At 65.1% G+C, this 26,273-nt stretch carries 25 protein-coding genes; 8 read left to right on the top strand and 17 right to left on the bottom strand.

The window, feature by feature from the left end; all coding sequences use genetic code 11:
• Positions 1-53 precede the first annotated feature (53 nt).
• The gene (locus MTX34_RS12110) at positions 54-653 is read left to right on the top strand and encodes a SatD family protein (protein ID WP_243609595.1); all 600 of its coding nucleotides are present in this window, start codon (positions 54-56) and stop codon (positions 651-653) included.
• On the top strand, positions 650-1,159 hold the full coding sequence (locus MTX34_RS12105; protein ID WP_243593077.1) for a hypothetical protein: 510 nt from the start codon (positions 650-652) through the stop codon (positions 1,157-1,159). The genes MTX34_RS12110 and MTX34_RS12105 overlap by 4 nt, the downstream gene beginning before the upstream one ends.
• On the opposite strand, the gene MTX34_RS12100 is transcribed toward MTX34_RS12105, so the two are convergent.
• The 3 genes from MTX34_RS12100 to MTX34_RS12090 are packed head-to-tail and all read right to left on the bottom strand — an operon-like array spanning position 1,160 to position 3,643.
• A complete protein-coding gene (locus tag MTX34_RS12100; RefSeq protein ID WP_243609594.1) occupies positions 1,160-2,344 on the bottom strand; it encodes an SPFH domain-containing protein in 1,185 nt (394 codons plus the stop codon).
• Between the two features lie 3 nt (positions 2,345-2,347).
• Positions 2,348-2,779 carry an NfeD family protein gene (locus tag MTX34_RS12095; RefSeq protein WP_243593079.1) on the bottom strand — a complete coding sequence of 144 codons (432 nt, stop codon included), beginning with the start codon at positions 2,777-2,779 and terminating at the stop codon, positions 2,348-2,350.
• A 54-nt stretch (positions 2,780-2,833) separates the two neighbouring features.
• Positions 2,834-3,643 (bottom strand): DUF3097 domain-containing protein, encoded by an 810-nt coding sequence (locus MTX34_RS12090; RefSeq protein ID WP_243593588.1) that lies wholly within the window; start codon positions 3,641-3,643, stop codon positions 2,834-2,836.
• A gap of 76 nt (positions 3,644-3,719) precedes the next feature.
• On the opposite strand from MTX34_RS12090, the gene MTX34_RS12085 reads away from it, so the two are divergent.
• Entirely contained in the window at positions 3,720-4,547 is an 828-nt protein-coding gene (locus MTX34_RS12085; protein ID WP_243593080.1) for a hypothetical protein, read from the top strand.
• Between the two features lie 36 nt (positions 4,548-4,583).
• Here the strand turns inward: MTX34_RS12085 and MTX34_RS12080 are convergent, their stop codons facing one another.
• The 8 genes from MTX34_RS12080 to MTX34_RS12045 all read right to left on the bottom strand — a co-directional run bounded on the left by MTX34_RS12080 (position 4,584) and on the right by MTX34_RS12045 (position 13,512).
• Positions 4,584-5,663: a ferrochelatase gene (locus tag MTX34_RS12080; RefSeq protein ID WP_243593081.1), complete on the bottom strand. Its 1,080-nt coding sequence runs from the start codon at positions 5,661-5,663 to the stop codon at positions 4,584-4,586.
• Positions 5,664-5,763: 100 nt separating this feature from the next.
• On the bottom strand, positions 5,764-6,588 hold the full coding sequence (gene inhA / locus MTX34_RS12075) for an NADH-dependent enoyl-ACP reductase InhA (protein ID WP_032377850.1): 825 nt from the start codon (positions 6,586-6,588) through the stop codon (positions 5,764-5,766).
• 60 nt (positions 6,589-6,648) lie between these two features.
• Positions 6,649-7,371 (bottom strand): 3-oxoacyl-ACP reductase FabG1, encoded by a 723-nt coding sequence (gene fabG1, locus MTX34_RS12070; RefSeq protein WP_243593082.1) that lies wholly within the window; start codon positions 7,369-7,371, stop codon positions 6,649-6,651.
• A 66-nt stretch (positions 7,372-7,437) separates the two neighbouring features.
• Positions 7,438-8,430, bottom strand: coding sequence for a VWA domain-containing protein (locus MTX34_RS12065; RefSeq protein WP_243593083.1), 993 nt, complete (start codon positions 8,428-8,430; stop codon positions 7,438-7,440).
• Positions 8,427-9,422, bottom strand: a complete 996-nt coding sequence (locus MTX34_RS12060; RefSeq protein ID WP_243593084.1) for a DUF58 domain-containing protein — start codon at positions 9,420-9,422, stop codon at positions 8,427-8,429. Before MTX34_RS12060 ends, MTX34_RS12065 begins: the two co-directional genes overlap by 4 nt.
• A complete protein-coding gene (locus MTX34_RS12055; RefSeq protein WP_374639445.1) occupies positions 9,419-10,741 on the bottom strand; it encodes an AAA family ATPase in 1,323 nt (440 codons plus the stop codon). Before MTX34_RS12055 ends, MTX34_RS12060 begins: the two co-directional genes overlap by 4 nt.
• A gap of 270 nt (positions 10,742-11,011) precedes the next feature.
• Positions 11,012-12,565, bottom strand: a complete 1,554-nt coding sequence (locus tag MTX34_RS12050; protein ID WP_374639443.1) for an NlpC/P60 family protein — start codon at positions 12,563-12,565, stop codon at positions 11,012-11,014.
• A 404-nt stretch (positions 12,566-12,969) separates the two neighbouring features.
• A complete protein-coding gene (locus MTX34_RS12045; protein ID WP_243609592.1) occupies positions 12,970-13,512 on the bottom strand; it encodes a DUF6676 family protein in 543 nt (180 codons plus the stop codon).
• A gap of 347 nt (positions 13,513-13,859) precedes the next feature.
• Between MTX34_RS12045 and MTX34_RS12040 the strand changes: the two genes are divergently transcribed.
• On the top strand, positions 13,860-16,670 hold the full coding sequence (locus tag MTX34_RS12040) for an aconitate hydratase (protein WP_243609591.1): 2,811 nt from the start codon (positions 13,860-13,862) through the stop codon (positions 16,668-16,670).
• Between the two features lie 113 nt (positions 16,671-16,783).
• Positions 16,784-17,350, top strand: coding sequence for a TetR/AcrR family transcriptional regulator (locus MTX34_RS12035; RefSeq protein ID WP_243593088.1), 567 nt, complete (start codon positions 16,784-16,786; stop codon positions 17,348-17,350).
• Positions 17,351-17,360: 10 nt separating this feature from the next.
• Here MTX34_RS12035 and MTX34_RS12030 read toward each other — a convergent pair whose 3' ends face one another.
• Positions 17,361-18,992 carry an ABC-F family ATP-binding cassette domain-containing protein gene (locus MTX34_RS12030; protein WP_243593089.1) on the bottom strand — a complete coding sequence of 544 codons (1,632 nt, stop codon included), beginning with the start codon at positions 18,990-18,992 and terminating at the stop codon, positions 17,361-17,363.
• A gap of 156 nt (positions 18,993-19,148) precedes the next feature.
• Between MTX34_RS12030 and MTX34_RS12025 the strand changes: the two genes are divergently transcribed.
• From MTX34_RS12025 to MTX34_RS12015, 3 genes are read left to right on the top strand one after another with little or no spacing between them, the layout of a single operon-like run.
• Positions 19,149-19,937 carry an SDR family oxidoreductase gene (locus tag MTX34_RS12025; RefSeq protein ID WP_243609590.1) on the top strand — a complete coding sequence of 263 codons (789 nt, stop codon included), beginning with the start codon at positions 19,149-19,151 and terminating at the stop codon, positions 19,935-19,937.
• On the top strand, positions 19,934-21,079 hold the full coding sequence (locus MTX34_RS12020) for a lycopene cyclase family protein (protein WP_243609589.1): 1,146 nt from the start codon (positions 19,934-19,936) through the stop codon (positions 21,077-21,079). The genes MTX34_RS12025 and MTX34_RS12020 overlap by 4 nt, the downstream gene beginning before the upstream one ends.
• A 51-nt stretch (positions 21,080-21,130) precedes the next feature.
• The gene (locus MTX34_RS12015; protein ID WP_243609588.1) at positions 21,131-22,072 is read left to right on the top strand and encodes a Ku protein; all 942 of its coding nucleotides are present in this window, start codon (positions 21,131-21,133) and stop codon (positions 22,070-22,072) included.
• A gap of 20 nt (positions 22,073-22,092) precedes the next feature.
• Here the strand turns inward: MTX34_RS12015 and MTX34_RS12010 are convergent, their stop codons facing one another.
• The 5 genes from MTX34_RS12010 to sufD are packed head-to-tail and all read right to left on the bottom strand — an operon-like array spanning position 22,093 to position 26,269.
• Entirely contained in the window at positions 22,093-22,473 is a 381-nt protein-coding gene (locus MTX34_RS12010; protein WP_243609587.1) for a metal-sulfur cluster assembly factor, read from the bottom strand.
• A complete protein-coding gene (sufU, locus tag MTX34_RS12005; protein WP_243593094.1) occupies positions 22,470-22,967 on the bottom strand; it encodes a Fe-S cluster assembly sulfur transfer protein SufU in 498 nt (165 codons plus the stop codon). Before sufU ends, MTX34_RS12010 begins: the two co-directional genes overlap by 4 nt.
• On the bottom strand, positions 22,968-24,260 hold the full coding sequence (locus MTX34_RS12000) for a cysteine desulfurase (protein ID WP_243609586.1): 1,293 nt from the start codon (positions 24,258-24,260) through the stop codon (positions 22,968-22,970).
• A gap of 2 nt (positions 24,261-24,262) precedes the next feature.
• On the bottom strand, positions 24,263-25,039 hold the full coding sequence (sufC, locus tag MTX34_RS11995; protein ID WP_243593096.1) for a Fe-S cluster assembly ATPase SufC: 777 nt from the start codon (positions 25,037-25,039) through the stop codon (positions 24,263-24,265).
• Between the two features lie 39 nt (positions 25,040-25,078).
• Positions 25,079-26,269 carry a Fe-S cluster assembly protein SufD gene (gene sufD / locus MTX34_RS11990; protein ID WP_243609660.1) on the bottom strand — a complete coding sequence of 397 codons (1,191 nt, stop codon included), beginning with the start codon at positions 26,267-26,269 and terminating at the stop codon, positions 25,079-25,081.
• Positions 26,270-26,273: the final 4 nt, after the last annotated feature.

Raw genomic sequence — 26,273 nt, 5'->3', positions numbered from 1 at the left:
GGAATCAAGTTATGAAGCTTGACTACGTCAAATCAATGTTCTAGCCTTGTCTCATGTTCGTGCTGACCGTGGATCAACGTCGCAGCCGACGCGATATCGATCGCGTACCCGACCTGCTCGAGCACTATCGCGCCCACCAGCTGGTTCGCCCCTTCGATCGCACCGCAGGCGACGAAGTACAAGCCGTCTGCGAGGACGCAGCCACCGTGGTCTCGATAGCTCTCGAACTGGTCGCCACCCCGCACTGGAGCGTGGGAATCGGTATCGGGTCCGTTGAACTCCCGCTCCCGGAAACGACGCGGGCAGGTCGCGGACCGGCGTTCGAAGCCGCCCGAGATGCTGTGACCAGAGCCAAGAATACCCCTGCCGCACTCGCGGTCAGCGGCCCCGAATCCGCGGCCGCCGAGGATGCGGAGACCGCTTCGACCCTGGTTGCCCTCCTCATCAATCGACGATCGGACCAGGGGCGAGAAGCAGTTGCACTGATGGAGCGCGGGCTGACGCAGACCGAGGCCGCCGAACAATTGAAGATCAGCAAACAAGCAATGTCACAACGACTCTCGGTCGCGGGCTGGCACATCGAGAGCGCAGGCCGCACCCTGGCCACCCGACTGCTCGAGACAGCTGACGGAACAGGAAGCCACCGGTCATGATCGTCGCCACCCTCGTCCTGCTCGCACTGTCTGCAGTTGCCGCTACCGTCCCCACCGCAGACGGCGTCCGCCGGTGGCTGCCCACCGCGGTCGCGTCGAGCCTGCTCGCCGCAGCCGCAATCCTGGCAACCATGGCCGGGCCGGCCTACGGTCTCGGGCATGCCGTCGGAGTCGTCCTCAGCGTTGTCGCTGCAGCCGCGGGAGGGACGGCATCGGTACCGACGGTGTTCCGAGTCGCACGACGACGTAGCGACTCCACCGGAGGTGATCCGGTAGAGCCGCTACGTGGTGGATTGACGATCGGCGTTCTCGAACGCGTGGCCGTTGCAGTGTCGATCCTCGCCGGTTGGCCGGAAGGCATCGCCGTCGTACTGGCAGTCAAGGGACTTGCGCGTTATCCCGAACTGCGCGAATCACATGCCTCCGAACAATTCATCATCGGAACCTTCGCCAGCGTCCTGTGGGCGCTCGCCGCAGCCGGAGTAGGCACCGCGCTGATCACGTGATCAGCGCTGTTCCGGCTCTGCCTCCGGTGACGCCGACAGGGCACCGACGTCGAAACCCTTCGACAGCTCGGGTGCGGACGCCAACGACGTGTCGACCGGCTTGCGCGCCACCGCTTCTGCAGCCTTGACCGCCTCGGCGACCGCCGGATCCGTCTTGGTCTCGAACCACTCGGCAACCTCGTCCGAGTCGTCCTCCGGCTTGGGCTCGTTGCCGGCCGATTCGTTGGGCTCGTACCGGAACACACCGTCCTCGCCGGGCGCACCGAGTGTCTTGGCGAAGCCCTTGAGCGCATCGCCGAAATCGCTCGGAATCATCCACACCTTGTTCGCATCGCCCTGCGCCATCTGCGGCAGCGTCTGCATGTACTGGTAGGCCAGCAACTCCGGTGTCGGCTTACCGGCCTTGATGGCACCGAACACCTTCTCGATGGCCTTGGCCTGGCCCTGAGCTTCGAGGTACTTCGCAGCTCGATCACCCTGTGCCCGCAGGATGCGCGACTGCCGCTCACCCTCGGCGGTGAGAATGGATGCCTGCTTGCCACCCTCGGCTGCAAGAATTCGACTCTGCTTGTCGCCCTCGGCCGTCTTGATCGCCGATTCACGATGACCTTCGGCGGTGAGGATGGTCGCTCGCTTCTCGCGATCGGCCTTCATCTGCTTCTCCATCGACTCCTGAATGGAGGGCGGCGGATCGATGCTCTTGAGCTCGACTCGGGCCACGCGCAGGCCCCAGCGTCCGGTCGCCTCGTCCAGCACGACGCGAAGTTGTCCGTTGATCGAGTCGCGCGAGGTGAGGGTCTCTTCCAACGTCATTCCGCCGACGACGTTACGCAGCGTGGTGGTGGTCAGCTGCTCGACGCCGACGATGTAGTTGTTGATCTCGTACACGGCCGATTGCGGGTTGGTCACCTGAAAGTAGACGACGGTGTCGATGGACACTGTCAGGTTGTCCTTGGTGATCACCGGCTGCGGCGGAAACGACACGACCCGCTCACGCAGGTCGACCTTGGCGCGGATGCGGTCGACGAACGGCACGAGGAACGTGAGCTGTCCGGACACGGTGCGGGTGTAGCGGCCGAGTCGCTCGATGACGGCAGCTTCGGCCTGCGGGACGATCGAGATGGACTTGGCCATCAACACCGCGACGAACGCGACGATGACGGCCAGTGCGATAAGTGCTTCCACTGGCTACGGTCCCTTCCATACGACGGCGGTAGCGCCGTCTATTTCCATCACGGTCACGGTGGTACCCGGGGCATAGACCTCGGTCTCGTCGAGTGGGCGAGCGGTCCACACCTCCCCACCGAGCTTGATCTGGCCTTGGTGGGCAGTGATCTGTTCCAGCACGACCGCATTCTTACCGGTCAGCGCGGCCATCCCCATCGGCGTATCGGGCGGAGTCGCGAAGCGGCGTAACAAAATCGGGCGCAAACCGAGCACCAACGCCAACGACAGGACGCCGAAGACGATCGCATCGGCCCACACCGGGAAATCGGTCAGAGCCGAGACGCCGGCGGTGCCGAGCGCGCCGCCGGCGATCATCAGAAGAAAGAAGTCGCCCGTCAGTGCCTCCGCACCGGCGAGTACCACTGCCGCTATGAGCCAAATGATCGCTGCCACAGCCTCCATCCAAGCACGAATCGGACAATTGCCGGTGCGTTGCTGGACACAGCCCTACTCGGTCACGAAGTCGACCAATTGTTCGACGGCCCCGATCAGTGGTGCTTCGAGATCACGGAAGCTCGACACCGACGAATACACCCGACGCCACCCCTCTCGCGGACTCCCCCACCCCAGCTCTCGACAGATTCCGGTCTTCCAGTCCTCACCCCGCGGAATCGTCGGCCAGGCATCGATACCGACAGCAGCAGGCTTGACCGCTTCCCAGACGTCGATGAACGGATGACCGGTGACGAGCACGTGCTCGCCGAGCGACCTCGTCAACTTCGACTCCTTGGACCCGGTCACCAGATGGTCCACCAGGACGCCGACGCGACGGCCGGGTCCGGGACCGAAATCCGCCAACCGTTCCCCGAGATTGTCCAGACCCTCCAGATGCTCGACGACCACGCCCTCCACCCGAAGGTCGTGTCCCCACACGCTTTCCACCAGGGCCGCGTCGTGCACACCCTCGACCCAGATGCGGCTGGCGCGTGCCGTTCGGGCACGTAGGCCCTCGACTTTGGTCGAACCGGAGGCGGACCGCGTCTGTTGCGGCACCGCAGGGGCAGGCTTGGGCCGAACGAGGGTGACCCGACGCCCGTCGATCAGGAATGCTGCCTCGCGCAGAGCGAACAGCCGCGTCGTCCGGGCACCGTCCTCGAGTCGGACGAAGTCTCCGTCGTAGGTGCGCTCGAAGCCGACCACCGCACCGCAATAGCCGGTTCCGGCGTCTTCGACCACCAGTCCGCGTTCGGCCGGAACTTCCGGTGCCGGAACCTTGCGCATGCGACTGTGCCCTTTGAGAATGTCTCCGCCGTACATGTCGTTCACGGCGGTCAACGCTAGCGACACCGGCGTCCCGAGCACGGTTCGCCACGCCGACCTATGCTCGTGAGTCGTGTGTTCTTCGAGTGCAAGTCTTGCCCTGTGGGCCAGTTCCTGGCTGGCCGGTGCCAGCTCACCGGACGACGTCATCGACGCCTTGTCCGAGTGGGCACCGATGCATCTCGTGGGTGCGGGTGATGCGGAGGCGGCAACCGTTTTCGGGCTGCAACATCCCGGCTACGACGAGGGAATCGCGGGCTTGCTGCACGCGATCAGGGCGGCCGCAACGGCGTCCACGCCCGCCATCGGGGACGATCGGGTCAAGCTGGTTCTGCCTGCCCCCGGTGCGGTGAGTGGCCTCCCCGCCGGCACCGACTTCTCGCGAGCTGCCCTCGACGCCGGTCAGGCGGTGGTGATCGGAACCTCGGGCAACGCCGGAATCGGATTGGTACCCGTCGTGGAGGGACCGGACGTGCTGCGCTGGACCGTGTATTCGATCGTCGTCCCCGAACACGGTCATCGGGATCAGGGGTTGGGCGAGGCAGAGTACGAGATGCGGGAAGCCGTGCGGGGCGCGGCGGACGCTCTCGCGCAGATGCAGTCGCTGCCCACCCGAACCCTCGACGTCGATCCGCGCACCCGTATCGCCGCTTTGATCGCCGACGCGGCACGGCATCGCTACCCGGCTGAGATGTCCGACAGGGCGTTCCGCGTCCTCGAATCCGCGGATCGGGTCGCCGCCATTCTGACGGTCGCAGCGGGATCGGCTCCGACGGAGGCACCGACCGCGTCCGCAACCGCAGCACGTGAAGAACTTGTTCGACCGCTCTGGGCTGCAGTGCGTACCGCGCGCACCATCGCTGTCGCGACCAGCATCGAAGCAGCTATGCATTCTGCCTGACACCCTGCGGAGAAGCAGGGTGTCAGGCAGCCACGCTCACGACGTGGCAGCCGCAGGCCTGGAGGGGCGGGTGAGCTGCTCACAGCAGCCGACGGCGCAGCGACTTCCGTCCAATGTCGACCCGTAGCCGGGCACGTTGCCGAGTCCGCGGCATCGGCCACCGACTCGGTATTCGTCGACGAGTTCCCGAATCATCTGCGGGAAACGCGCGTCGGATCCCGGGGTGCCTGCGCGGGCGAAGGCCATTCCGAGTTCGCGGGCCTTCTCCTCCGCCTCGGTGTCGAGATCCCACACGACCTCGAGATGGTCGGACACGAATCCGATCGGACACACGATCACGGCGTCGACGGACTTCGCCGACAGCGCTTCGAGATGATCACAGATGTCGGGGTCCAGCCACGGAACCTGAGGCGGTCCGGAACGGGACTGCCACACCAGGTCGTAGTCGTCGACACCCGACGCAGCGGCCACGAGCCTCGATGCCTCGGCCACCTGACGGCTGTAGAGATTCCCGCCATCCGCGGGCGGGCCGGCATTGGCGTCGGCGGCCGACGGAATCGAGTGGGCCGTGAACACCAGACGCGCACCGGCTCGGTGCTGTTCCGGCAGTGAGGCTCGCGCTGATGCGACCGCGTCGCTGAACGTGTCGACCATCAACGGGTGGTCGTAGTACTGCCGGATCTTGAGCAGATGCGGTGCATCGTCCCCGACCGCGGCGCGGGCTCGGGCGATGTCCTCGTGGTACTGCCTGCATCCGGAGTACCCGCCCCACGCGGAGGTGGGAAAGACCAGTGCGTTCCTGATGCCGTCCGACGCCATCGTCGCGACGGTGTCCTCGATCATCGGATGCCAGTTGCGGTTTCCGAAATAGATCGGCAAATCCACTCCGGCGGAATCGAATTCAGCACGAAGCGCATCGATGATGTCTCGGTTGAGCCGGTTGATCGGAGAGACGCCTCCGAAGTGCATGTAGTGCTCGACAACGGCGTCCAGACGCTCGGGCGGCACTCCGCGCCCACGAGTGACGTTCTCCAGGAACGGGCGTACGTCGGCGGGCTGTTCCGGTCCGCCGAACGAGAGCACCAACAATGCGTCGAAGTCTCCAGGGGTGGTCATGTTTTCCATTGTGCCCCCGCCGCCGACCGGCCCCGGCGGGGGTCCGGTCGGCGAACGAAACATGTCGGTGGGCGCACGTGTGGTTCCGCCCACCGCGGTGTCACATGTTCTCGGGCAGGTACGTGTTGTGGCTGGCTCCGCCATCGACGTACACGATGGATCCGGTGGTGCCGGGCAGCCAATCGGAGAGCAAGGCGACGATGGACTTGGCGACCACGGTGGGGTCGTTGACATCCCAACCGATGGGAGCGGCACCGTCCCAGTACACGTTCAGCTGGTCCATCTTGGCCGCGTCACCGGTAGCCGTACCCGCAATTGCCTTGGCGGCAAGGGTTCTGATCGGTCCTGCCGCGACGAGATTGGAGCGAATTCGCTTGGCCGCGCCCACTTCCCGAGCGACGTAGCGGTTGACCGATTCGAGTGCAGCCTTGGCGACACCCATCCAGTTGTAGTACGGCATCGACGTGCGGGGATCGAAGTCCATTCCGACGATGGAGCCACCCTCGTTCATGACCGGCAGAACAGCGCGAGCCAGCGACGCATAGCTCCACGCGGAGATCTCGAACGCCCTCGCAGCATCGGGGCCGGGGCCGTCGAGGAACGGCTTGGCGTCCGGACCCATCAGGGTGCGGGGCGCGAAGGCAATCGAGTGCAGGACCCCGTCGATGCCCTCGGGCGCCACTTCGCGTACGCGGTCGGCCAGCGCTGCCAGATGCTCCTCGTTGGTGGCGTCGAGCTCGATCGCCGGCGGCACCTCCTTGGGCAGACGCTGTGCGATGCGATCGATGAGTCGAAGCCGATCGAACCCGGTGATGATCACCTTGGCACCCTGCTCCTGCGCCATGGCAGCGGCGTGGAATGCGATGGAGGCATCGGTGATGATGCCGGTGATGAGAATGGTCTTGCCTTCGAGCAATCCGCCCATAGTGCTGTGTTCCTTAATTCGGAGGTGTGCGTCTATCGAAATCGTTGTGCGAGTAGGCCTTCAGTGCCCCATGCCCATGCCACCGTCGACCGGGATGACAGCACCGGACACGTACGACGAGTCCGGGCCGGCGAGGAAGCTCACCACTGCTGCGACGTCCTCGGGCTGACCGAGGCGCTGAAGCGGGATGTATTCCTTTGCCTTGCCGCGCAGATCGTCCGAGAGTTCTGCAGTCATGTCGGTTTCGATGAACCCCGGGGACACGACGTTCGCCGTGATGGATCGCGAACCCAGTTCCCTCGTGATCGATCGAGCCATTCCGATGACGCCTGCCTTGGACGCCGCGTAGTTGATCTGGCCCGGTCCGCCGGCCATGGCCACGACCGAACTCAGGAAGATCATCCGGCCCCAGCGCGCGCGCAGCATGGCGCGGTTGGCGCGCTTGGCAACTCGGAACGCTCCGGTCAGGTTGGCATCGATGACGCGCTGGAACTGATCCTCGGTCATTCGCATGAGCAACGTGTCGTCGGTGATTCCCGCATTCGCCACCAGAACCTCGACGGGCCCCTGCTTCTCCTCGACCTCCTTGAAGGCTGCGTCGACCGAGGCGGAATCTGTGACGTCGCAGACGACCCCGAACAATCCGTCGGGGGCCCCGGATCCGCGGTGGGTGACGGCCACCTTGTGTCCGTCGGCGGCGAGCCGCTGGGCGATGGCGAGACCGATACCTCGGTTGCCTCCGGTGACGAGTACCGATCGCGCGATGAAGTCAGGTGTGGACATGCCTAGCAACCTATCTGTTCGTCATGGAATGAGAAAGCAAAACTTACTGGTGAGTAAGAACAACGATCACGGCAGACGTTGCCGCATCACCAACGCCGAACCGAGCCCGGCAGAGATACACAGGACACCGAGGATCAACCAGGGACGCGACGCGTCGCCGCGGGTGATCTCGAATCCGATCTGCTCTTCGAGGGTGTCGTAGACGTCTCTGAGGTCCTCGAGGGACGACGCGGTGAAGAAGCTACCGCCCGAGAGGTCTGCGATCTCACGCAGCGACGGATCGTCGACCGGTACCGGGACTCGTTCGACGCCTGCCTCGTCCTCGATTTCCACCGAGCCGTAGCTGGTGCCGAACGAAATCGTGGAGATCGGCACGTTCTTGTCCTTGGCGGCACGCGCGGCGGTGTACCCACCGCGTGGGTCGTCGAGGTTCTGGGGAACGGTCTGCTTGCCGTCCGAGAGCAGCACGATGCGCGCAGGAGGTGCCGCATCGCCGCCACCGAGAATCGCTCCGAGAGTGTCGATCGACTGGAGCGAGGTGAAGATCGCCTCACCGGTGGCCGTTCGTTCACTGAGCTGCAACTTGTCGATGGCGGACTTGGTGGCCTCGCGATTGGCGGTGGGAGACACCAGGACCGACGCCGTGCCGGCAAAGGCGACCAATCCGAGATTGATCCCGGGTGTCAAACCGTCGGCGAAGGATTTCGCTGCATCCTGTGCGGCCGCCAAGCGAGTCGGCTCGACGTCGGTGGCCTCCATGGAGAGCGACACGTCGATCACGAGCATGACGGTCGCCCGATTCCGTGGCACGCGCTGGTCGTCCGTCGGACCGGCCAACGCGACGGTCAGAAACATCAGACCGACCAGCACGAGGGCCGTCGGCACATGCCGCAGCCGATTGGGCCGATCGGGCGCAACGGACTCGAGCAGCTCCATGTTGGAGAACCGCAGCACGTGCTTCTGCTTGCGCCGCTGAATCCACACGTAGCCGACCGTCAGCGCGATGACGACGAGGAGAAAGCCCAGCCACCAGGGCGAAGCGAAATCGGTCAGGCTCATCGCGCCGCCCGAGCGGTGTTGGTGAACCCGGACCCGATGGTGTGCCTGCGTGCGGTCACGAACCGTACGACGTCGGCAATCCAGTCGCCGTCGGTGCGCAGCGTCAGGCGTGGTGCTCCGCACCGTCGTAGCGCCTTCTCCACGTCGTCGCGGTGTGCTGCTGCAGCGCGCGCGAAGTCGGCACGCAGCCGCGGCGTCGTGCTGAATTCACGGGTACGGCCGGATTCGGGATCGTGCAGCACGACGTCACCGACGTCGGGTAGCTCCAGATCACGCTGATCGAGCACCTCGACGGCCAACACGTCGTGCCGCGCCGAGATTGCCCGGAGCGAGCGCTCCCAGTCGATCGGACCGAGAAAATCGCTGATCACCACGGCCATCCCGCGGCGGCGTTCGGGCCGTCGCAGTGCTTCGATGGCAGCGCGCAGGTCGCCGCGCACCCCGTCGGCCGCAGCCGGTGTCGTGGCGATGGCTCGGAGCATCGACTGGGTGTGCACGCGGCCGCCCCGTGCCGGGATCCGGGTTGTATCGGAACCGGTGGCCACCACCGCACCGATTCGGTTTCCGCCGCCACCGGACAGATGCGTGATCGCAGCCGAGGCCGCGACCGCTAGATCCCGCTTCTCGCACCCGGTGGTGCCGAAATCGAGGCTCGCGGACAGGTCGACCACGAGCCAGGTCTCCAGCTCGCGGTCGGCCACGGACTGCCGTACGTGCGGATGCGTCGTGCGTGCGGTGACCGACCAGTCCATCTGACGGACGTCGTCGCCCGGTTGATATTCCCTGGCGTCACCCGGTTCCGATCCGGGACCGGGGATCAATCCGAGATGGTCGCCGTGCAGTACCCCGTCCAGCCGTCTGCGTACCGTCAGTTCGAGGGTCCGCAGCGCCGCAGCCAACTTGGGGTCGCGAAGCTCACCCGATCGAAACGACGGCGGCCGAGAAACGACGGGTCGGCGTGTGGTCTCGGGAGCGGTGTCGGATCCGCTCACTGCCCCGGCGTACCGATCGCCGGGCCGTCACCCGACGGCTTCTGCAGAGATGGTGCCGGTTGGCCGTACTGGCCACCCTGCGGGTGCTGAGGCGCGGGCTGCTGAGGAGTAGGGGCCTGTCCTCGGCCGGGGTACTGGCCGGCAGCGGGGAACTGCCCTTGCGGCGGATACTGCCCCTGCGGCTGACGTCCGTCGACGTGCGGACCTTCCGAGCCGGCTCCGTTGCTCTGCGGCACCGGGACCGCCTGCGGTGATACCTGTGGCAACCCGACGGTCTGCAGAACCCGGGAGATGACCGTTTCGGGAGTCACCTCGTCGGCCAGAGCGTCGTAGGACAACACCAGACGGTGCCGGAGGACGTCGGGGATGACCTCGAGGACGTCCTGCGGAACGACATAATCGCGACCCCGGAGCAGAGCAAGCGCCCTGGACGCCGCGATGATTCCGAGCGTGGCACGCGGTGACGCGCCGTACGCGATCCAGCTGGCCACGTCGTCCATACCGAACTGCTCCGGCGTTCGCGTAGCGGAGATGACTCGCACCACGTAGTCGACGAGAGCGTGGTGCACGAACACCGAGCTGGCCAGATTCTGCAGCCGAACCAGCTCGACCGGGTCGAGGATCTGCTTGGGCTCGGGCGCCTTGATACCCATGCGGTAGACGATCTCGCGTTCTTCTTCGATCGTGGGGTAGTCGACGACGATCTTGAACAGGAATCGGTCGCGCTGAGCTTCGGGTAGGGGGTAGACACCCTCGTTCTCGATGGGGTTCTGCGTGGCCATCACGAGAAACGGATCGGGCATCGAGAACGTCTTGCCACCGATGGTCACGTGTCGTTCTGCCATGACCTCGAGCAGTGCGGACTGGACTTTCGCCGGCGCTCGGTTTATCTCGTCGGCCAGAACGAAGTTGGCCACGACCGGTCCGAGTTCGGTGTCGAACTCCTCCCGGCCCTGACGATAGATCCTGGTTCCGACGAGGTCGGTCGGAACGAGATCAGGGGTGAACTGAACTCGCGAGAAAGAGCCGCCCACGACCCTCGCGAAGGTCTCGACTGCAAGGGTCTTGGCCACGCCAGGCACACCTTCGAGCAAGACGTGTCCGCGTGCGAGCAACCCCACCAGAATGCGCTCGACGAGACGGTCCTGTCCGACTATCACGCGCTTGACCTCGTACACGGCCTTCTCGAGAAGCTGGACGTCCTCGGCGAGGGCCGGACTGTCCACCCGCTTCGGCTCCCCACTCGGTGGATTCGGAGTCGGAGACTCGACTGCCGTCGACCCCTCGTCGTTCGAAATCCGGCCGTCACGTGATGTCACCAAGAATTCACCGCTTTCAGTCGATCGTCGTCGGGCACGTTTCATACCGCCGCAATCAACTATTCCAGGTGATCTGCGTGCGTGCCGAAAGGCGCCCCCGCCGCGCGCGCCGGAGTGGAGCCTGCGGAACGACGCAGTGGCTCCGGAGTGGAGCCTGCGGAACGACGCAATAGCTCGAGAGTGGAGCCTGCGGAACGACCAGAAGTACCGGAGTGGAGCCTGCGGAACGACGCAGAAGTACCGGAGTGGGACCGCAGGAGTGCTCGGGAGTCAGGACACCATGCGTACGGCGTAGGGGGTCATACCGCTGTATCGCACGTCGGATACCTTGACCACCGAACCGGACTGGGGCGCTTCGAGCATCTTGCCGTCGCCGAGGTAGAGCGCGACGTGTTGGCTGGCGTTGGGTCCGTAGAAGATCATGTCGCCACGCTTCATCTCCGAGGACGGCACCTGCTTGCCCGCGGTGTATTGGTAGCCGGTGTAGTGCGGCAGCGAGATTCCCAGGCCTGCGAACGCGTAGATCATCAATCCCGAGCAGTCGAAGCCGACCTTGTTGTAGTCGCCGTAGCTGTCTGCGACTCCGCCGTCCCTGATGCCCTTCGTCGGTCCGTTCTCGTCTCCGCCACCCCACGAGTACGGCACGCCGAGTTGGCTCATTCCGCGGTCGATCGCCAATTCGACGGCGGCGCTTCCGGTGACCGACGGCGTCGTGGACGTCTTCGGTTTCGTGGGCGTCTTCGGTGTGGTGGTCGTCTTCGGTGTCGTGGGTGTGGTTGTGGTGGAGCTGTCCGTATCGGTCGACGTGCTGGAATCGTCGTCCACGTCGACGTGCGAGCGCTGCCCCTCGGCAATGGCCGCCGCGCGTTGTTGCGCCGCAAGGTTGGCCGACACTCGGGCAGCTGCCTGCACAGCAGCTTCCTTGGCTGCGGCGGTGGCGGCGGCGATGGCGGCATCCTCGGCCGCCTTCTGCGCCTCCCAGTCGCCGTACGCCGCACGCTGGTCCTGCAGACCTGCGACGTTGCTGCGGGCGGCATCGAGCTCGGTCTGCGCCGAATCACGCTGGGATTCGATCGTGGCCTTGCGGTCGGCCTCTGCCTGCAGCGCGGCCTGCGCCTCGGCGATCGCCTGCTCGGCCTCGGCCTTCTTTGCCTCGGCTTCCGACGCTGCCGCGTCGGCCTGCTGCTTGGACTCACGCGCCGCCGAGTCGCGGTTCGCCTGCTCGGTACGGGCGCGCTGCAAGCCGTCCAGTACTGCATTCTGGCTGTTGGACAGAACCTTCAGGACCTGGGCGCGGTCCAGGACGTCGTCCGGTCCGCTCGATCCAAGAAACGACGCCATCGAGGCGACGCCCGAGCCCTGGGTGTAGCTCGATTTGGCGAATTCGTCGAACTTGCGCTGAGCTGCCTGAATCTGCGTGCCGGCATCGGCGAGCGCCTGCTGGGCTGCTCCCACGACGGCTGCGGCAACGTCCGCGGCGTCCCGTGCGTTCTGCAGATCGACCAGGGCTTTGTTGACGCCTTCTCGCTTCACGGCGACCTCGTCGTCGAGCTGTGCGAGTTGTTGGTTGGCGGACGCGATCGCGTCGATCAGCTGCCCGACCTGCCCCAGACGGGAGTCGACTGCACTTCCGGCAGCGGCGATGTCGGTGTCGGACGGATTGGGGGGAGGCGGAGGTACCGCGGCGGCGACTCCGGGCATGGTCGCCGTCAGCGCGAGAACGAGACCGGCACCTGCCAGCACGAATCGGGTACGGACGAGCGCTCTGCGGCGCGTGCCGCGAACTGGACGTCGGCTCACAAATGTCTCCCTCGGGTCCGGCATTCACTCCGGTCCCGAGAGGACAGTCGTGCCGCCGAGGTGCTCTCCGTCCTCCACCCCGACCGCAGGTGACGGTGAACATGTTCGCCGGGCGGGAAAGGGGCGCGCAGCGACACGACAGGTGCGAACCACGTCAGTCACACCCGAAGCAGTGGCCTCCCGAGTTCCCCACGGATGACACCTGCCTTCTGCGACACTCCTTCCCCAGCAGTGCCAATGGCACCGTACGACACTTCGCACACTAAAGAAACTCCAGTCACAAATGACACATTTGTAATTTCACCAGGCACAATGCCGTGAACTCGGTGTTTGCCGAAAACAATTTTTCGGACTTTTTCCGAACCGACATCCGACGGCGCAGTGCCCCGTCTGCGTCGGTCGGTCGAATGACGAATCCGCGCGTGACGTCAGCGCTCGACGGGCTGTGCATCGTGCGGGGCGGCAGTGGCCGACCGCGCACGATATCGACGCACCTTCACGGCGGCTGTCAGTGCTGCCACCGCGGCGACGATCACGACCAGCCCGCCCGTCAGCAAGCCCCAGGGAGTCTGGTCCTCGACGAGGGTGTCGACGAAGTTGTCCGCGGCAACGACGTGGTCGCCGGTGTAGGTCCGGTCCTGGCCGGCCTCGAGGGTCACCCGACTGATCGAGTCGCTGAACGTACCCACCTGCCCGGGGCTCAGTACGAGAACAGTCCCGCCCTCGCGTGCTCCGACCGCTGTCGCGAGATCACGCAGCTGCGAGTCGTGGCGAGGTTCGGTCGGCACGATCACGATGCTCAGATCGATACCGTTGTCCTCGGCACGAGCAACGGCTGCGGACAATCCGGCTTCCTCGTCGGCGGGGGCGCTGACGCCGGACTCGCGGACCGTGGCGACGATGCTGTCGACGTCCAGACCTGCCGGGATATCGGTGGCAAGTGGGGATACGGCGTGAATCGGCTCAGGCATCTCTCGTCCAGTCGGTAGGAACCAGTCGCGTCGAACCCTACGTCACGCCGCTCTCGATTCCGGGGAGGGCCGGACGCCCGATGCCGCAACTGAGGCCGCCCTTCATTGCGTCGCACGAAGCACTACGTGAGGATTGTGACGTGGGTCGTTCTCTCGGCATCCCTGGCGAAACGGACCCGCACGTTTTCACAGGACAAGCGTACTGTTAGACTTCCATCGAGACACTGGCCGAGCGTCCGCAGGCAATCTGCACACCGGATGTCATGCCGCGACGCACGGACAGGGCCTCGCTTCAACCGTCGACACAGCCCCGTCGGCGGTGTGCCTCATAGACGAGTGGAGCTGAAGTGACCGCAAGTAATAACTCATTCGGTGCAAAGGGCACCCTCGAAGTCGGAGAGAACTCGTACGAGATCTTCCGGTTGTCGGCCTTGCCCGGTGCCGAGAAACTGCCCTATGCGCTGAAGGTCCTCGCGGAGAACCTCCTTCGCACCGAGGACGGTGCCAACATCACCGCCGACCACATTCGCTCGATCGCGTCGTGGGACCCCGCGGCCGACCCGAGTGTCGAAATTCAGTTCACCCCTGCACGCGTCATCATGCAGGACTTCACCGGCGTTCCGTGCATCGTCGACCTCGCCACGATGCGTGAAGCCGTCACCACCCTGGGCGGCGACCCCAACAAGGTCAATCCCCTCTCCCCCGCCGACATGGTCATCGACCACTCGGTCATCCTCGACGTCTTCGGCCGCGCCGACGCTCTCGAGCGCAACGTCGACCTCGAGTACGAGCGCAACGGTGAGCGCTACCAGTTCCTGCGTTGGGGACAGGGCGCGTTCGACGACTTCAAGGTCGTCCCCCCGGGCATGGGCATCGTGCACCAGGTCAACATCGAGTACCTCGCGCCGACGATCATGACCCGCAAGGGCCAGGCCTACCCCGACACCTGTGTCGGCACCGACTCGCACACCACGATGGTCAACGGCCTCGGTGTGTTGGGCTGGGGCGTCGGCGGCATCGAAGCGGAAGCTGCCATGCTCGGCCAGCCCGTCTCGATGCTCATCCCCCGCGTCGTCGGCTTCAAGCTATCCGGTGAGATCCAGCCCGGCGTCACCGCGACCGACGTGGTGCTGACCGCGACCGAGATGCTGCGCAAGCACGGCGTCGTCGGCAAGTTCGTCGAGTTCTACGGCGAGGGCGTGGCCGAGGTTCCCCTCGCGAACCGCGCCACCCTGGGCAACATGAGCCCCGAGTTCGGTTCCACCGCAGCGATCTTCCCGATCGACGAGGAAACCATCAACTACCTGCGCCTCACCGGCCGCAGCGACGAGCAGCTCGCGCTCGTCGAGGCGTACGCCAAGGAACAGGGCATGTGGCACGACCCGAAGAACGAGGCCGTGTACTCCGAGTACATCGAGCTCGACCTCAACACGGTCGTCCCGTCCATCGCAGGACCGAAGCGTCCGCAGGACCGAATCCTGTTGTCCGACTCCAAGGTTGCGTTCCGCAAGGACATCCACAACTACGTCGAGGAGAACCACCCGAAGCACGAGGGTGACAGCAAGCTCGACGAGGCCCTCGACGAATCGTTCCCGGCAAGCGACTCCGCTTCGCTGAGCTTCGCCGAAGAGGATTCCGTCGACGTTCGTTCTGCCGCATACGGTTCCGAGGGTCGTCCGAGCAAGCCGATCCGGGTCACCACCGACGAGGCAGGCGAGTTCGTCCTCGATCACGGTGCCGTCGTGGTTGCAGGCATCACCTCCTGCACCAACACCTCGAACCCGTCGGTGATGCTCGGCGCAGCACTGCTCGCCCGCAACGCCGTCGAGAAGGGCCTGTCCACCAAGCCCTGGGTCAAGACCAACATGGCCCCCGGCTCGCAGGTCGTCACCGACTACTACGAGAAGGCCGGCCTCTGGCCGTACCTCGAGAAGCTCGGCTACTACCTCGGTGGTTACGGCTGCACCACGTGTATCGGTAACACCGGCCCGTTGCTCGAGCCGATCTCGAAGGCGATCAACGACAACGACCTCTCGGTCACCGCAGTGCTGTCGGGCAACCGCAACTTCGAGGGTCGCATCTCCCCCGACGTCAAGATGAACTACCTGGCCTCACCGCCGCTGGTCATCGCATACGGCCTCGCAGGCACGATGGACTTCGACTTCGAGACCGACCCACTCGGCGAGGATCACGAGGGCAACCCCGTGTTCCTGAAGGACATCTGGCCGTCCTCGCAGGAGATCGAAGACACCATCAAGTCCTCGATCAGCCGGGACATGTTCAGCAAGTCCTACGAGACCATCTTCGCCGGCGACAGCCGCTGGCAGAACCTGTCGACCCCCGAGGGCGACACGTTCGAGTGGGATCCCAAGTCGACCTACGTGCGTAAGCCTCCGTACTTCGACGGCATGACGATGGACCCGGCTCCTGTCGAGGACATCACGGGTGCACGCGTGTTGGCTCTGTTGGGCGATTCGGTCACCACCGACCACATCAGCCCGGCAGGTCCGATCAAGGCAGGCACGCCTGCCGCGCAGTACCTCGATTCGCACGGTGTCGAGCGCAAGGACTACAACTCGCTCGGTTCGCGTCGTGGTAACCACGAGGTGATGATCCGCGGAACGTTCGCGAACATTCGCCTCAAGAACCAGCTCCTCGACGACGTCTCGGGCGGCTACACCCGCGACTTCACGCAGGACGGCGGACCGCAGTCCTTCATCTACGACGCGTCGCAGAACTACCAGAAGGCCGGCATCCCGCTGGTCGTGCTGGGTGGCAAGGAGTACGGCAGTGGCTCCTCACGCGACTGGGCGGCCAAGGGAACCTCGCTCCTGGGCGTCAAGGCCGTCATCACCGAGTCGTTCGAGCGCATCCACCGCTCCAACCTCATCGGCATGGGCGTCGTTCCCCTTCAGTTCCCGGCCGGTGAGAGCGCGTCGTCGCTCAAGCTCGACGGCACCGAGACCTTCGACATCGTCGGCGTCGCGAAGCTGAACGAGGGCACCACCCCGAAGACGATGACCGTGATCGCCACCAAGGAAGACGGCACCAAGGTCGAGTTCGAGGCTGTGGTTCGCATCGACACCCCCGGTGAAGCGGACTACTACCGCAACGGCGGCATCCTGCAGTACGTGCTGCGCAACATGATCAGAGGCTGAGTGCGCGTCGTCTGACGTACGCCTCGAACGGCGATGGGCCCGGAACCGAGAACGTGTTTCCGGGCCCATCGCCGTATCGGTCGAGGCCCTCATCGAAAGTAGGAAACCCACACGTGCCCAAGGTCAGCGAAGACCACCTGGCGGCCCGCCGTAGCGAGATTCTCGACGGCGCGCGCAGGTGCTTCGGCGAGTTCGGCTACGAAGGCGCGACGGTGCGACGTCTCGAAGAGGCCACCGGCCTGTCGCGCGGAGCCATATTCCATCACTTCAAGGACAAGGACGGCCTCTTCCTGGCGCTGGCACAGGAAGACGCTCGACGCATGGCCGAGGTTGCGGCCACTCAGGGTCTGGTGCAGGTGATGCGAGACATGCTGGCGCAACCCGAGCAATTCGAATGGCTCGGCACCCGACTCGAGATCACCCGACGACTGCGCACCGACGCGGACTTCCGGAGCAGCTGGGCCGAACGGTCGGCAGAGCTGACCGACGCGACACTCGGGCGACTCGAGCGTCAGAAGACCGCAGGAAGACTGCGTGACGATGTGCCCAACGACGTCCTGGCCGACTACCTGGATCTGGTACTGGACGGCCTGGTGGCGCGCATAGCGTCCGGCCACGGCAGATCCAACCTCGCAGCGATCCTCGATCTCGTCGAGGAATCCGTCCGGCGGCAGGACTGACCCCGGCCGTTCACGCCAGCTGAATCAGTTCCAGGTATTCCTGCGACCAGTGGTCCTCGGTACCGTCGGGGAGGAGAATGACCCGTTCCGGTGAAAGCGCTTCGGCGGCACCGGGATCGTGGGTCACCAGTACGACGGCTCCCTTGTAGCTGCGGAGCGCATCGAGGACCTGCTCGCGTGAAATCGGGTCGAGGTTGTTGGTCGGCTCGTCGAGCAGAAGAACGTTCGCGGCGGAAGACACCAATCCGGCGAGTGCCAGGCGGGTCTTCTCACCGCCGGACAGTGTTCCCGCAGGCTGGTCGAGCTGGGGGCCGGTGAACATGAAGGCACCGAGGAGAGACCGTAGTTCCTGCTCGCCGGTGTCGGGTGCAGCGTGACGGATGTTCTCCCAGACCGACGCAAGGTCGTCGAGGGTGTCGTGTTCCTGTGCGAAGTACCCGACGCGCATGCCGTGGCCGGGCTCGATCTCTCCGGTATCGGCCTTCTCGGTGCCGGCCAGAATGCGCAGCAGCGTCGTCTTGCCTGCACCGTTGAGCCCGAGTACCACCACGCGGCTGCCTCGGTCGATGGCGAGGTCCACGCCGGCGAAGATCTCCAGCGATCCGTACATCTTGGTCAGGTTCTTCGCCATCAGCGGCGTCTTGCCGCACGGTGCGGGCTCAGGGAAGCGGATGTGCGCCACCTTGTCGGACACGCGTTCCGCGTCGAGGTTGGCCATCAGCTTGTCCGCGCGCTTTGCCATGTTCTGTGCTGCAACGGCTTTCGTCGCCTTGGCACCCATCTTGGCGGCCTGCACGCGCAGCGCCCCCGCCTTCTTCTCCGCGTTGGCGCGTTCGCGGCGGCGGCGTTGCTCGTCGGTGGCGCGGGCGTCGAGGTACTTCTTCCAGTTCATGTTGTAGATGTCGGCCTCGCCGCGCACCGCGTCCAGGAACCACACCCTGTTCACCACGTCTCCGAGCAGTTCGACATCGTGACTGATCACGATGAGTCCCCCCTCGTGGTTCTGCAGGAAACCCCGCAGCCAGGTGATGGAATCGGCGTCGAGGTGGTTGGTTGGCTCGTCGAGCAGCAACGTGGTGTTCGAGCGTCCACCACTGCCGTCGGACGCGGCGAACAGAATGCGAGCCAGTTCGACGCGCCGGCGCTGGCCACCGGAGAGAGTCCGCAGCGGTTGACCGAGGATGCGGTCCGCCAGGCCGAGACTGTTGCAGATGCGCGCAGCCTCGCTCTCTGCTTCGTAGCCGCCGAGCGAGGCGAAACGCTCTTCGAGTTCGCCGTACTTGCGAACGGCCTTGTCGAGCAGGGCCTCGTCGGCCACCTCGGCCATCAGGGCCTGCTGCTTCTCCATCTTGTGCAGGAGCGTGTCGAGACCCCGGGCCGAGAGCACTCGGTCCTTGGCCAGCACGTCGAGATCGCCCTCTTTGGGATCCTGCGGTAGGTAGCCGAGCTCTCCGGTACGCACGACCTCGCCCGCGTACGGCTCGCCTTCTCCTGCCAGGATGCGCAGAGTGGTGGTCTTGCCGGCACCGTTACGACCGACCAATCCGATGCGGTCGCCTGCCTGTACGCGGAGCGCAGGCCCCTCGGTGGACAGAAGGGTCCGCACACCGGCACGAACTTCCAGGTCGGTGGCGGTGATCACGCGTGAGCTCCTAGCGATTGCAGAACAACATCGTTGCCCGTCGACCGACGAGCAAACCTCAGGTGCGCCGAAGTACGGCACAGTAAACCCCCATTTTAGCTCAGCATTCACGTGGCCCCACCCAGGAACGACGGTGACACCGGTAACGTCTGACCGATGACCGACGCCTCCGAAACAGTCAGCCCTCCCAGCGCGCCGATCCCCGATCTCACCGGGCGCACCGCTCTCGTCACCGGCGCCAGCCGGGGCATCGGCAAGGCCATCGCCGCCGAACTGCTCGCTCGCGGCGCAAATGTCGCCATCACCGCACGCAAGCGCGAACCTCTCGTTGCCGCAGCCGCAGAGCTCGGCGATTCCGTGCTCGCGATCGACGGCAATGCAGGCGACCCCGAGCACCGACGCAACGCAGTGGCGAGCACCGTCGAGACATTCGGATCACTGGACATTCTGGTGAACAACACCGGCATCAATCCCGTCTACGGCTCGCTGATGGATGCCGACCTGGCGGGCGTGAGCAAGATCTTCGAGACCAACGTCGTGGGTACTCTCGGCTTCGTCCAGCAGGCGTTTCATGCCTGGATGGGCGAGCACGGCGGAGCGATCGTCAACGTCGCGAGCGTGGCAGGCATCCGCTCCACCGGCGTGATCGCCGCGTACGGCGCATCCAAAGCCGCTCTGATCCGCCTCACCGAGGAGCTCGCCTGGCAGCTCGGTCCGCGGATTCGTGTCAATGCCGTGGCACCGGGCGTGGTGAAGACGAAGTTCGCGGAAGCGCTCGTCGCGAACGGCGAGGACGCGGCAGCGGCCGGCTACCCGATGAAGCGCCTCGGAAACCCGGAGGACGTAGCGGCTCTGGTGGCGTTCCTGGTGTCGGACGCGTCCTCCTGGATCACCGGCGAGACCGTGCGCGTGGACGGTGGTTTGCTCGCCACCGGCGGAATGTGAACGATTTCTCGGCCGACGTCACGGTGGTCGGACTCGGTCCCGCGGGACGGTCGGTGGCCCACCGATGCGCCGAGGCCGGCCTGGACGTGGTCGTCGTCGATCCGCATCCGTCGCGTACCTGGACACCGACGTATTCCGCCTGGGCCGACGAGTTGCCGTCGTGGTTGCCCGAGACCGCCGTCGCCTCGGTTGCGCAGAAGCCTGCGGTATGGACCGATCGTCATCGGATCATCGACCGGACGTACTGCGTGCTGGACACACCTGCCCTGCAGGCGACCCTGTCTCTGGACCGCGTGCGAGTGCTGGCGGGGACGGCCGTCGACGTCACCGGATCTCGCGTTACCACGGCCGACGGCACCGTCGTCGATGCTCGGCACGTCGTCGACGCCCGCGGCACGCTCGACTCGCGCGACCTTGCACAGCAGACGGCGTACGGCATCGTCGTCGAACGGCACCGCGCCGAACCGATCCTCGAAGGATCCGACGCCTGGTTCATGGACTGGCGCACCGACAACGGCGCTCGGCCCGGCGAAGCACCGAGTTTTTTGTACGCCGTGGCGCTCGACGAAGATCGGATTCTGCTCGAAGAGACCTGTCTGGTCGGCCGACCCCCGCTGGAACTCGCAGTGCTTCGATCACGGCTGCACCACCGTCTGGCCCACCGGGATCTGGAACCGACCGGCCACGAGGACATCGAGCGAGTGCGCTTCTCGGTCGAACCGCCGCCTCGGTCACGACTGCACACCGGGCCAAGCGGTCCGGTGTTGTTCGGCTCTCGCTCGAATCTGATGCATCCCGCCACGGGGTACAGCGTCGCGGCGTCGCTCGCATCGGCAGATCACCTCGTCGAGAGGTTCAGTGGCGGCGGTCGGTCACGCCTCGCCCGCCCGATACATGTCTGGACGGTCCAGAAGCTTCGCAATCTCGGCCTTCGGACAGCGCTGAGTCTCGACCCGGAGATGGTTCCTCAGTTCTTCTCCAGCTTCTTCTCGCTCCCGGTCGAACTGCAGCGCTCGTACCTGTCCGGCCACGACGACGCCGCCGGGACGATGACGGCGATGCTCAAGATGTTCCCGACACTCCCGTCCTCGGCCAGGCTCGCGATCGCGCGCACGATGATGCGGACTCCGGGCCGCGGCTGAGTTTCTTCCCATCGGTCGACACGCGGGCGCCCGGTCGGCGATCATGGACAGATGCGCAGCATTTGGAAGGGCTCGATCGCCTTCGGACTGGTCAATGTTCCGGTGAAGGTCTACTCGGCCACCGAGCAGCACGACATCCGATTCCATCAGGTGCACGCGAAGGACGGCGGTCGCATCAAGTACGACCGGATCTGCCAAGAATGCGGCAAGTCGGTGCAGTTCGCCGACATCGACAAGGCCTACGATTCCCCCGACGGCGAACGCGTGATTCTCACCGACGAGGACTTCGACAAGCTGCCGGCGGCGGAGAAGCACGAGATCCCGGTACTCGAATTCGTGCCGACCGAGCAGATCGATCCGATCCTCTACGACAAGAGCTACTTCCTCGAGCCGGATTCAGCGTCACCGAAGGCCTATGTGCTGCTGCGCGAGACCTTGGAAGAAACCGAGCGCACTGCGCTGGTTCACTTCACTCTGCGGCAGAAAACCCGGCTGGCTGCGCTGCGCGTGCGCGACGACATCCTGGTGATCCAGACATTGCTGTGGCCGGACGAGGTCAGGGCCGCAGAATTCCCGTCGCTCGACGATGCGCCCTCCGCGCGTCCCCAGGAAGTGAAAATGGCGACGTCCCTGGTCGAGAGCATGTCCTCGGAATTCGATCCCACCGAGTACACGGACGACTACCAGACCGAGCTACGGAAGCTGATCGACGAGACGCTGGCCAACGGGGGCGAGAAGGTCGTCCACACCGAGTCGAAGAAGGACGACGACGGCGAGGACGCCGAGGTCGTCGATCTGGTGGCCGCGCTGCAGCGCAGCGTCGAGGCTGCCGGTAAGAACGCGAAAGCAGGATCCACCGCGTCCACGCCTGCCAAGAAAGCGCCGGCGAAGAAGACCGCTGCCAAAAAGGCCCCGGCCAAGAAGACAGCGGCCAAGAAGTCGACCTCCACGAAGTCCGCCGACACCAAGGCCGACGAAGCAAAAGGTGCGTAGGAGGCCGACTCGGCCGCAGGTCAGACAGTGAAGCCGAGGGCCCTGAGCTGCTCGCGACCGTCGTCGGTGATCTTGTCCGGGCCCCACGGCGGCATCCAGACCCAGTTGATCTTCAGGTCGGCAGCCAGTCCGCTGCGTACGAGTGCGCCCCTGGCCTGGTCCTCGATGACGTCGGTCAGCGGACATGCCGCAGAGGTGAGCGTCATGTCGACCGTGACGATGTCTTCGGCATCGATCTTGATGTCGTAGACCAGACCGAGATCGACGACGTTGATGCCCAGCTCGGGGTCGACGACGTCGCGCATCGCCTCTTCGAGGTCCTCGAGCACCTTGATCTCGTCTGCGGTGAGTTCCACCGGCGTCGCGGTCACAGCCGGTGTGGTCTCTGTTGCTTCGGTCATGATTGCTGTCCTCCGGAAAGTGCCGTCTGGGCGGTCCCGCCCGTCGTAGCTGTCGTATCTGCGTCCACTACTTGAACAACCGCATCCTTGAAAGCCATCCAGCCCAGCAATGCGCACTTCACGCGAGCCGGGTACTTGGCGACTCCGACGAACGCGATTCCGTCACCGATGACGTCCTCGTCACCCTCGACGGTACCTCTGCTGCCGACCATGTCGCTGAACGCGTCCACCGTCTTCAGCGCATCGTCGACGCTCAGTCCGACGACCTGGTCGGTGAGCACCGATGTCGCTGCCTGACTGATCGAGCAGCCCTGGCCGTCGTACGAGACGTCCGCGACGGTGCCGTTCTCGATGTGCACGCGCAGGGTGACCTCGTCGCCGCAGGTGGGGTTGACGTGGTGTACCTCCGCGCCGAACGGCTCGCGCAGTCCGCGGCCGTGCGGGTGCTTGTAGTGATCGAGAATCACTTCCTGATACATCTGTTCCATGCGCATCTACTGCTGACCTCCCCCGCCGACGTCGGTGGTGCCGAAGAACGACTGTGCGCGGCGAATTGCTCGCGCGAGGACCTGCACTTCCTCGACCGTGTTGTACAGCGCGAACGAGGCGCGCGCGGTCGCGGCGACGCCGAACCGACGATGCAGGGGCCACGCGCAGTGATGCCCGACGCGAATGGCGACGCCCTCGTCGTCCAGAATCTGTCCGAGGTCGTGGGCGTGGATACCGTCGACGACGAACGACACAGCCGATCCGCGGTCGACATTCTCGGTCGGGCCGATCACCCGGACCCCGTCGATCTTCGCGAACTCGGCGAGAGTTGCTGCGACCAAGGCCTTTTCGTGCGCGGCGATAACGTCGATGCCGATGTTCTCCAGGTATCGCACAGCGGCACCGAGTCCTACGACCTGCGAGGTCATGGGCACGCCGGCCTCGAACCGCTGTGGCGGCGCGGCGAACGTCGTCTTCTCCATGGTGACGGTCTCGATCATCGAACCACCGGTGATGAACGGCGGCATCGATTCGAGGAGTGCGGACTTGGCGTAGAGCACGCCCACACCCGATGGGCCGAGCATCTTGTGCCCGGAGAATGCGGCGTAGTCGACGTCGAGGCCGTGGAAGTCGACCTTCATGTGCGGCACCGACTGGCACGCGTCGAGGACGACCAATGCACCCACCGACCTGGCTCGACGAACCAACTCCTCGACCGGAGCCACCGCACCGGTCACGTTGGACTGATGCGTGAACGCGAGAACCTTGACGGCGGACGACAGTTCGAGCGAGTCGAGATCGATCCGTCCGTCGTCGGTCACGCCGTACCAACGCAGGGTGGCACCGGTCCGAGCTGCAAGCTCCTGCCACGGCACCAGATTGGCGTGATGCTCGAGCTCGGTGACGACGATCTCGTCGCCGGGACCGAGATGGCGATCGAATCGCTGATCCGCAAGAACGTAGGTCACGAGGTTCAGCGACTCGGTCGCGTTCTTGGTGAACACGATCTCGTCGACGTCGGCCCCGACGAACGACGCGATGGCCGCCCTGGCACCCTCGTACGCGTCGGTGGCCTCCTCGGCCAGCTGATGCGCCCCACGGTGCACCGCAGCGTTGCATGTGGTCAGAAATTCGCGCTCGGCGTCGAGTACCTGAACCGGCCGCTGCGAAGTTGCACCGGAATCGAGGTACACCAACGGCTTTCCGTCGCGAACGGTGCGCGAGAGAATGGGGAAATCGCGGCGAACCGTGGCGACATCGAACGATGCCGCCACCGCCACAGCTGCCGGTGCAGCCATGCTCATGCTCCGGTGGTCGCGGCCTGCGTGTAGCCGACGTATCCGTTGGCTTCCAGCTCGTCGGCCAGCTCGGCACCGCCGGACTTGACGATTTCACCGTTGACGAAGACGTGGACGAAATCTGGCTTGATGTACCGCAGGATGCGGGTGTAGTGCGTGATCAGCAGCACTCCGCCCTCTTCGCGCTCCTTGTACTTGTTGACGCCCTCGGACACCACTCGCAGAGCGTCGACGTCGAGGCCGGAGTCGGTCTCGTCGAGGATGGCGATCTTCGGCTTGAGCAGTCCCAGCTGAAGAATCTCGTGACGCTTCTTCTCGCCTCCGGAGAAGCCTTCGTTGACGTTGCGCTCGAGGAAGTTGGCCTCGATTTCGAGCTCGCTCATGGCGGTCTTGGCTTCCTTGACCCAGTGCCGCAGCTTGGGGGCCTCACCGCGCACAGCGGTTGCGGCGGTACGCAGGAAGTTCGACATCGAGACGCCGGGCACCTCCACCGGGTACTGCATCGCCAGGAAGAGGCCGGCGCGGGCGCGCTCGTCGACGCTCATCTCGAGCACGTCTTCACCGTCGAGGGTGATGGTGCCGGAGGTCACCGTGTACTTCGGGTGGCCTGCGATGGCATACGACAAGGTGGACTTGCCGGAACCGTTGGGTCCCATGATCGCGTGCGTCTCGCCGGACTTCACGGTCAGATCGACACCCTTGAGGATGTTGATCGGCTCGGCGGACGAATCGGTGTTGGCGACGCTGACGTGCAGATCGCGGATTTCGAGTGTGGACATCACAGTTCCTTTGTGCAGTCGAGAAAAGTTCGGGTGGACCTACGCGCCGACGACGGCGAGTTCGGTCTCGATGGCGGCGTCGAGACGCTCGCGTACGGCGGGGACCGGAATCTTGTCGATGATCTCGTGGAAGAACCCGCGCACGACGAGTCGACGAGCGACTTCCTCCGAGATGCCACGAGCGCGGAGGTAGAACAGCTGCTCGTCGTCGAAACGGCCGGTGGCGCTGGCGTGGCCTGCTCCGACGATCTCGCCGGTCTCGATCTCGAGGTTGGGTACCGAGTCGGCGCGAGCGCCGTCGGTGAGCACCAGGTTGCGATTGAGCTCGTAGGTCTCGGTTCCCTCGGCCTCGGCTCGAATCAGCACATCTCCGATCCACACGGTGTGCGCGTCGACGGTGCCGGGTCCGGTTTCGCCCTGCAGTGCGCCCTTGTACATCACATTGGACTTGCAATGCGGAGCCGAATGGTCGACGAGCAGACGCTGCTCGAGATGCTGACCGGCGTCGGCGAAGTACACACCGAGCATGTTCGCATCGCCGCCGGGGGCGCCGTAGCGCACGGTCGGGCTGATGCGCACCAGATCTCCACCGAGACTGACGTTGTAGTGCCGCAACACGGCGTCGCGTCCGAGCAGCGCATGATGCGCCGCGACGTGCACGGCGTCGGACTGCCAGTCCTGAATCAGCACGACGTGCAGCTGCGAGCTGTCACCGAGAACGAACTCGACGTTCTCGGCGTACGTGCCGCTGCCCCGCTGGTCGATCACGACGGTGGCGCGAGCGAACGTGCCGAGCCTGATCTGCACGTGCCCGTAGGCGACGTGGTCGACACCGGGGCCGTCGACGGTGATCTCGATCGGATCGGCCACCTCGACCTCGTTCGGCACGGAGACGATCGTGGCCTCGGTGAACGCCGAGAATGCCTGAGCGGCAATACGATCGGCCGGAACGCCGGCCTTGCCCAGTCGCTCGTCGTCACGGCCTACGGTCTCCACGACCACCGATTCCGGGGCCCCGACGGTGACCTGAGCGGCCCCGTCGGCGACGGCGGAACCGTCGTGCAAGCCGCGCAGCCGACGCAGCGGCGTGAAACGCCACAGCTCGTCACGACCGGACGGGACCTCGAACGCGTTCACGTCGTAGGACGTGAACTGAGTGCCCTTGTTCTCGACCAGCTTCGACTTGTCTTCCTTGGCCGCTTCGGGGTTTTCGGATGCCACGGCACCCATCACT

The sequence above is a fragment of the Rhodococcus sp. ARC_M5 genome, assembly GCF_022810405.1.
Taxonomy (GTDB): domain Bacteria; phylum Actinomycetota; class Actinomycetes; order Mycobacteriales; family Mycobacteriaceae; genus Rhodococcoides; species Rhodococcoides navarretei.
This window is presented reverse-complemented; position numbering and strand designations above follow the sequence as displayed.

Excerpts from the sequence above, each read along its gene's own strand:
- MTX34_RS12015 (WP_243609588.1), top strand. The coding sequence starts at position 21,131 with ATGCGCAGCATTTGGAAGGGCTCGATCGCCTTCGGACTGGTCAATGTT.
- MTX34_RS12025 (WP_243609590.1), top strand. The coding sequence starts at position 19,149 with ATGACCGACGCCTCCGAAACAGTCAGCCCTCCCAGCGCGCCGATCCCC.
- MTX34_RS12090 (WP_243593588.1), bottom strand. The coding sequence starts at position 3,643 with ATGTACGGCGGAGACATTCTCAAAGGGCACAGTCGCATGCGCAAGGTT.
- sufC (WP_243593096.1), bottom strand. The coding sequence starts at position 25,039 with ATGTCCACACTCGAAATCCGCGATCTGCACGTCAGCGTCGCCAACACC.
- MTX34_RS12110 (WP_243609595.1), top strand. The coding sequence starts at position 54 with ATGTTCGTGCTGACCGTGGATCAACGTCGCAGCCGACGCGATATCGAT.
- MTX34_RS12045 (WP_243609592.1), bottom strand. The coding sequence starts at position 13,512 with ATGCCTGAGCCGATTCACGCCGTATCCCCACTTGCCACCGATATCCCG.
- sufU (WP_243593094.1), bottom strand. The coding sequence starts at position 22,967 with ATGCGCATGGAACAGATGTATCAGGAAGTGATTCTCGATCACTACAAG.
- MTX34_RS12010 (WP_243609587.1), bottom strand. The coding sequence starts at position 22,473 with ATGACCGAAGCAACAGAGACCACACCGGCTGTGACCGCGACGCCGGTG.
- MTX34_RS12065 (WP_243593083.1), bottom strand. The coding sequence starts at position 8,430 with ATGAGCCTGACCGATTTCGCTTCGCCCTGGTGGCTGGGCTTTCTCCTC.
- MTX34_RS12000 (WP_243609586.1), bottom strand. The coding sequence starts at position 24,260 with ATGGCTGCACCGGCAGCTGTGGCGGTGGCGGCATCGTTCGATGTCGCC.
- sufD (WP_243609660.1), bottom strand. The coding sequence starts at position 26,269 with ATGGGTGCCGTGGCATCCGAAAACCCCGAAGCGGCCAAGGAAGACAAG.
- fabG1 (WP_243593082.1), bottom strand. The coding sequence starts at position 7,371 with ATGTCCACACCTGACTTCATCGCGCGATCGGTACTCGTCACCGGAGGC.
- inhA (WP_032377850.1), bottom strand. The coding sequence starts at position 6,588 with ATGGGCGGATTGCTCGAAGGCAAGACCATTCTCATCACCGGCATCATC.
- MTX34_RS12050 (WP_374639443.1), bottom strand. The coding sequence starts at position 12,565 with ATGCCGGACCCGAGGGAGACATTTGTGAGCCGACGTCCAGTTCGCGGC.
- MTX34_RS12105 (WP_243593077.1), top strand. The coding sequence starts at position 650 with ATGATCGTCGCCACCCTCGTCCTGCTCGCACTGTCTGCAGTTGCCGCT.
- MTX34_RS12080 (WP_243593081.1), bottom strand. The coding sequence starts at position 5,663 with ATGACCACCCCTGGAGACTTCGACGCATTGTTGGTGCTCTCGTTCGGC.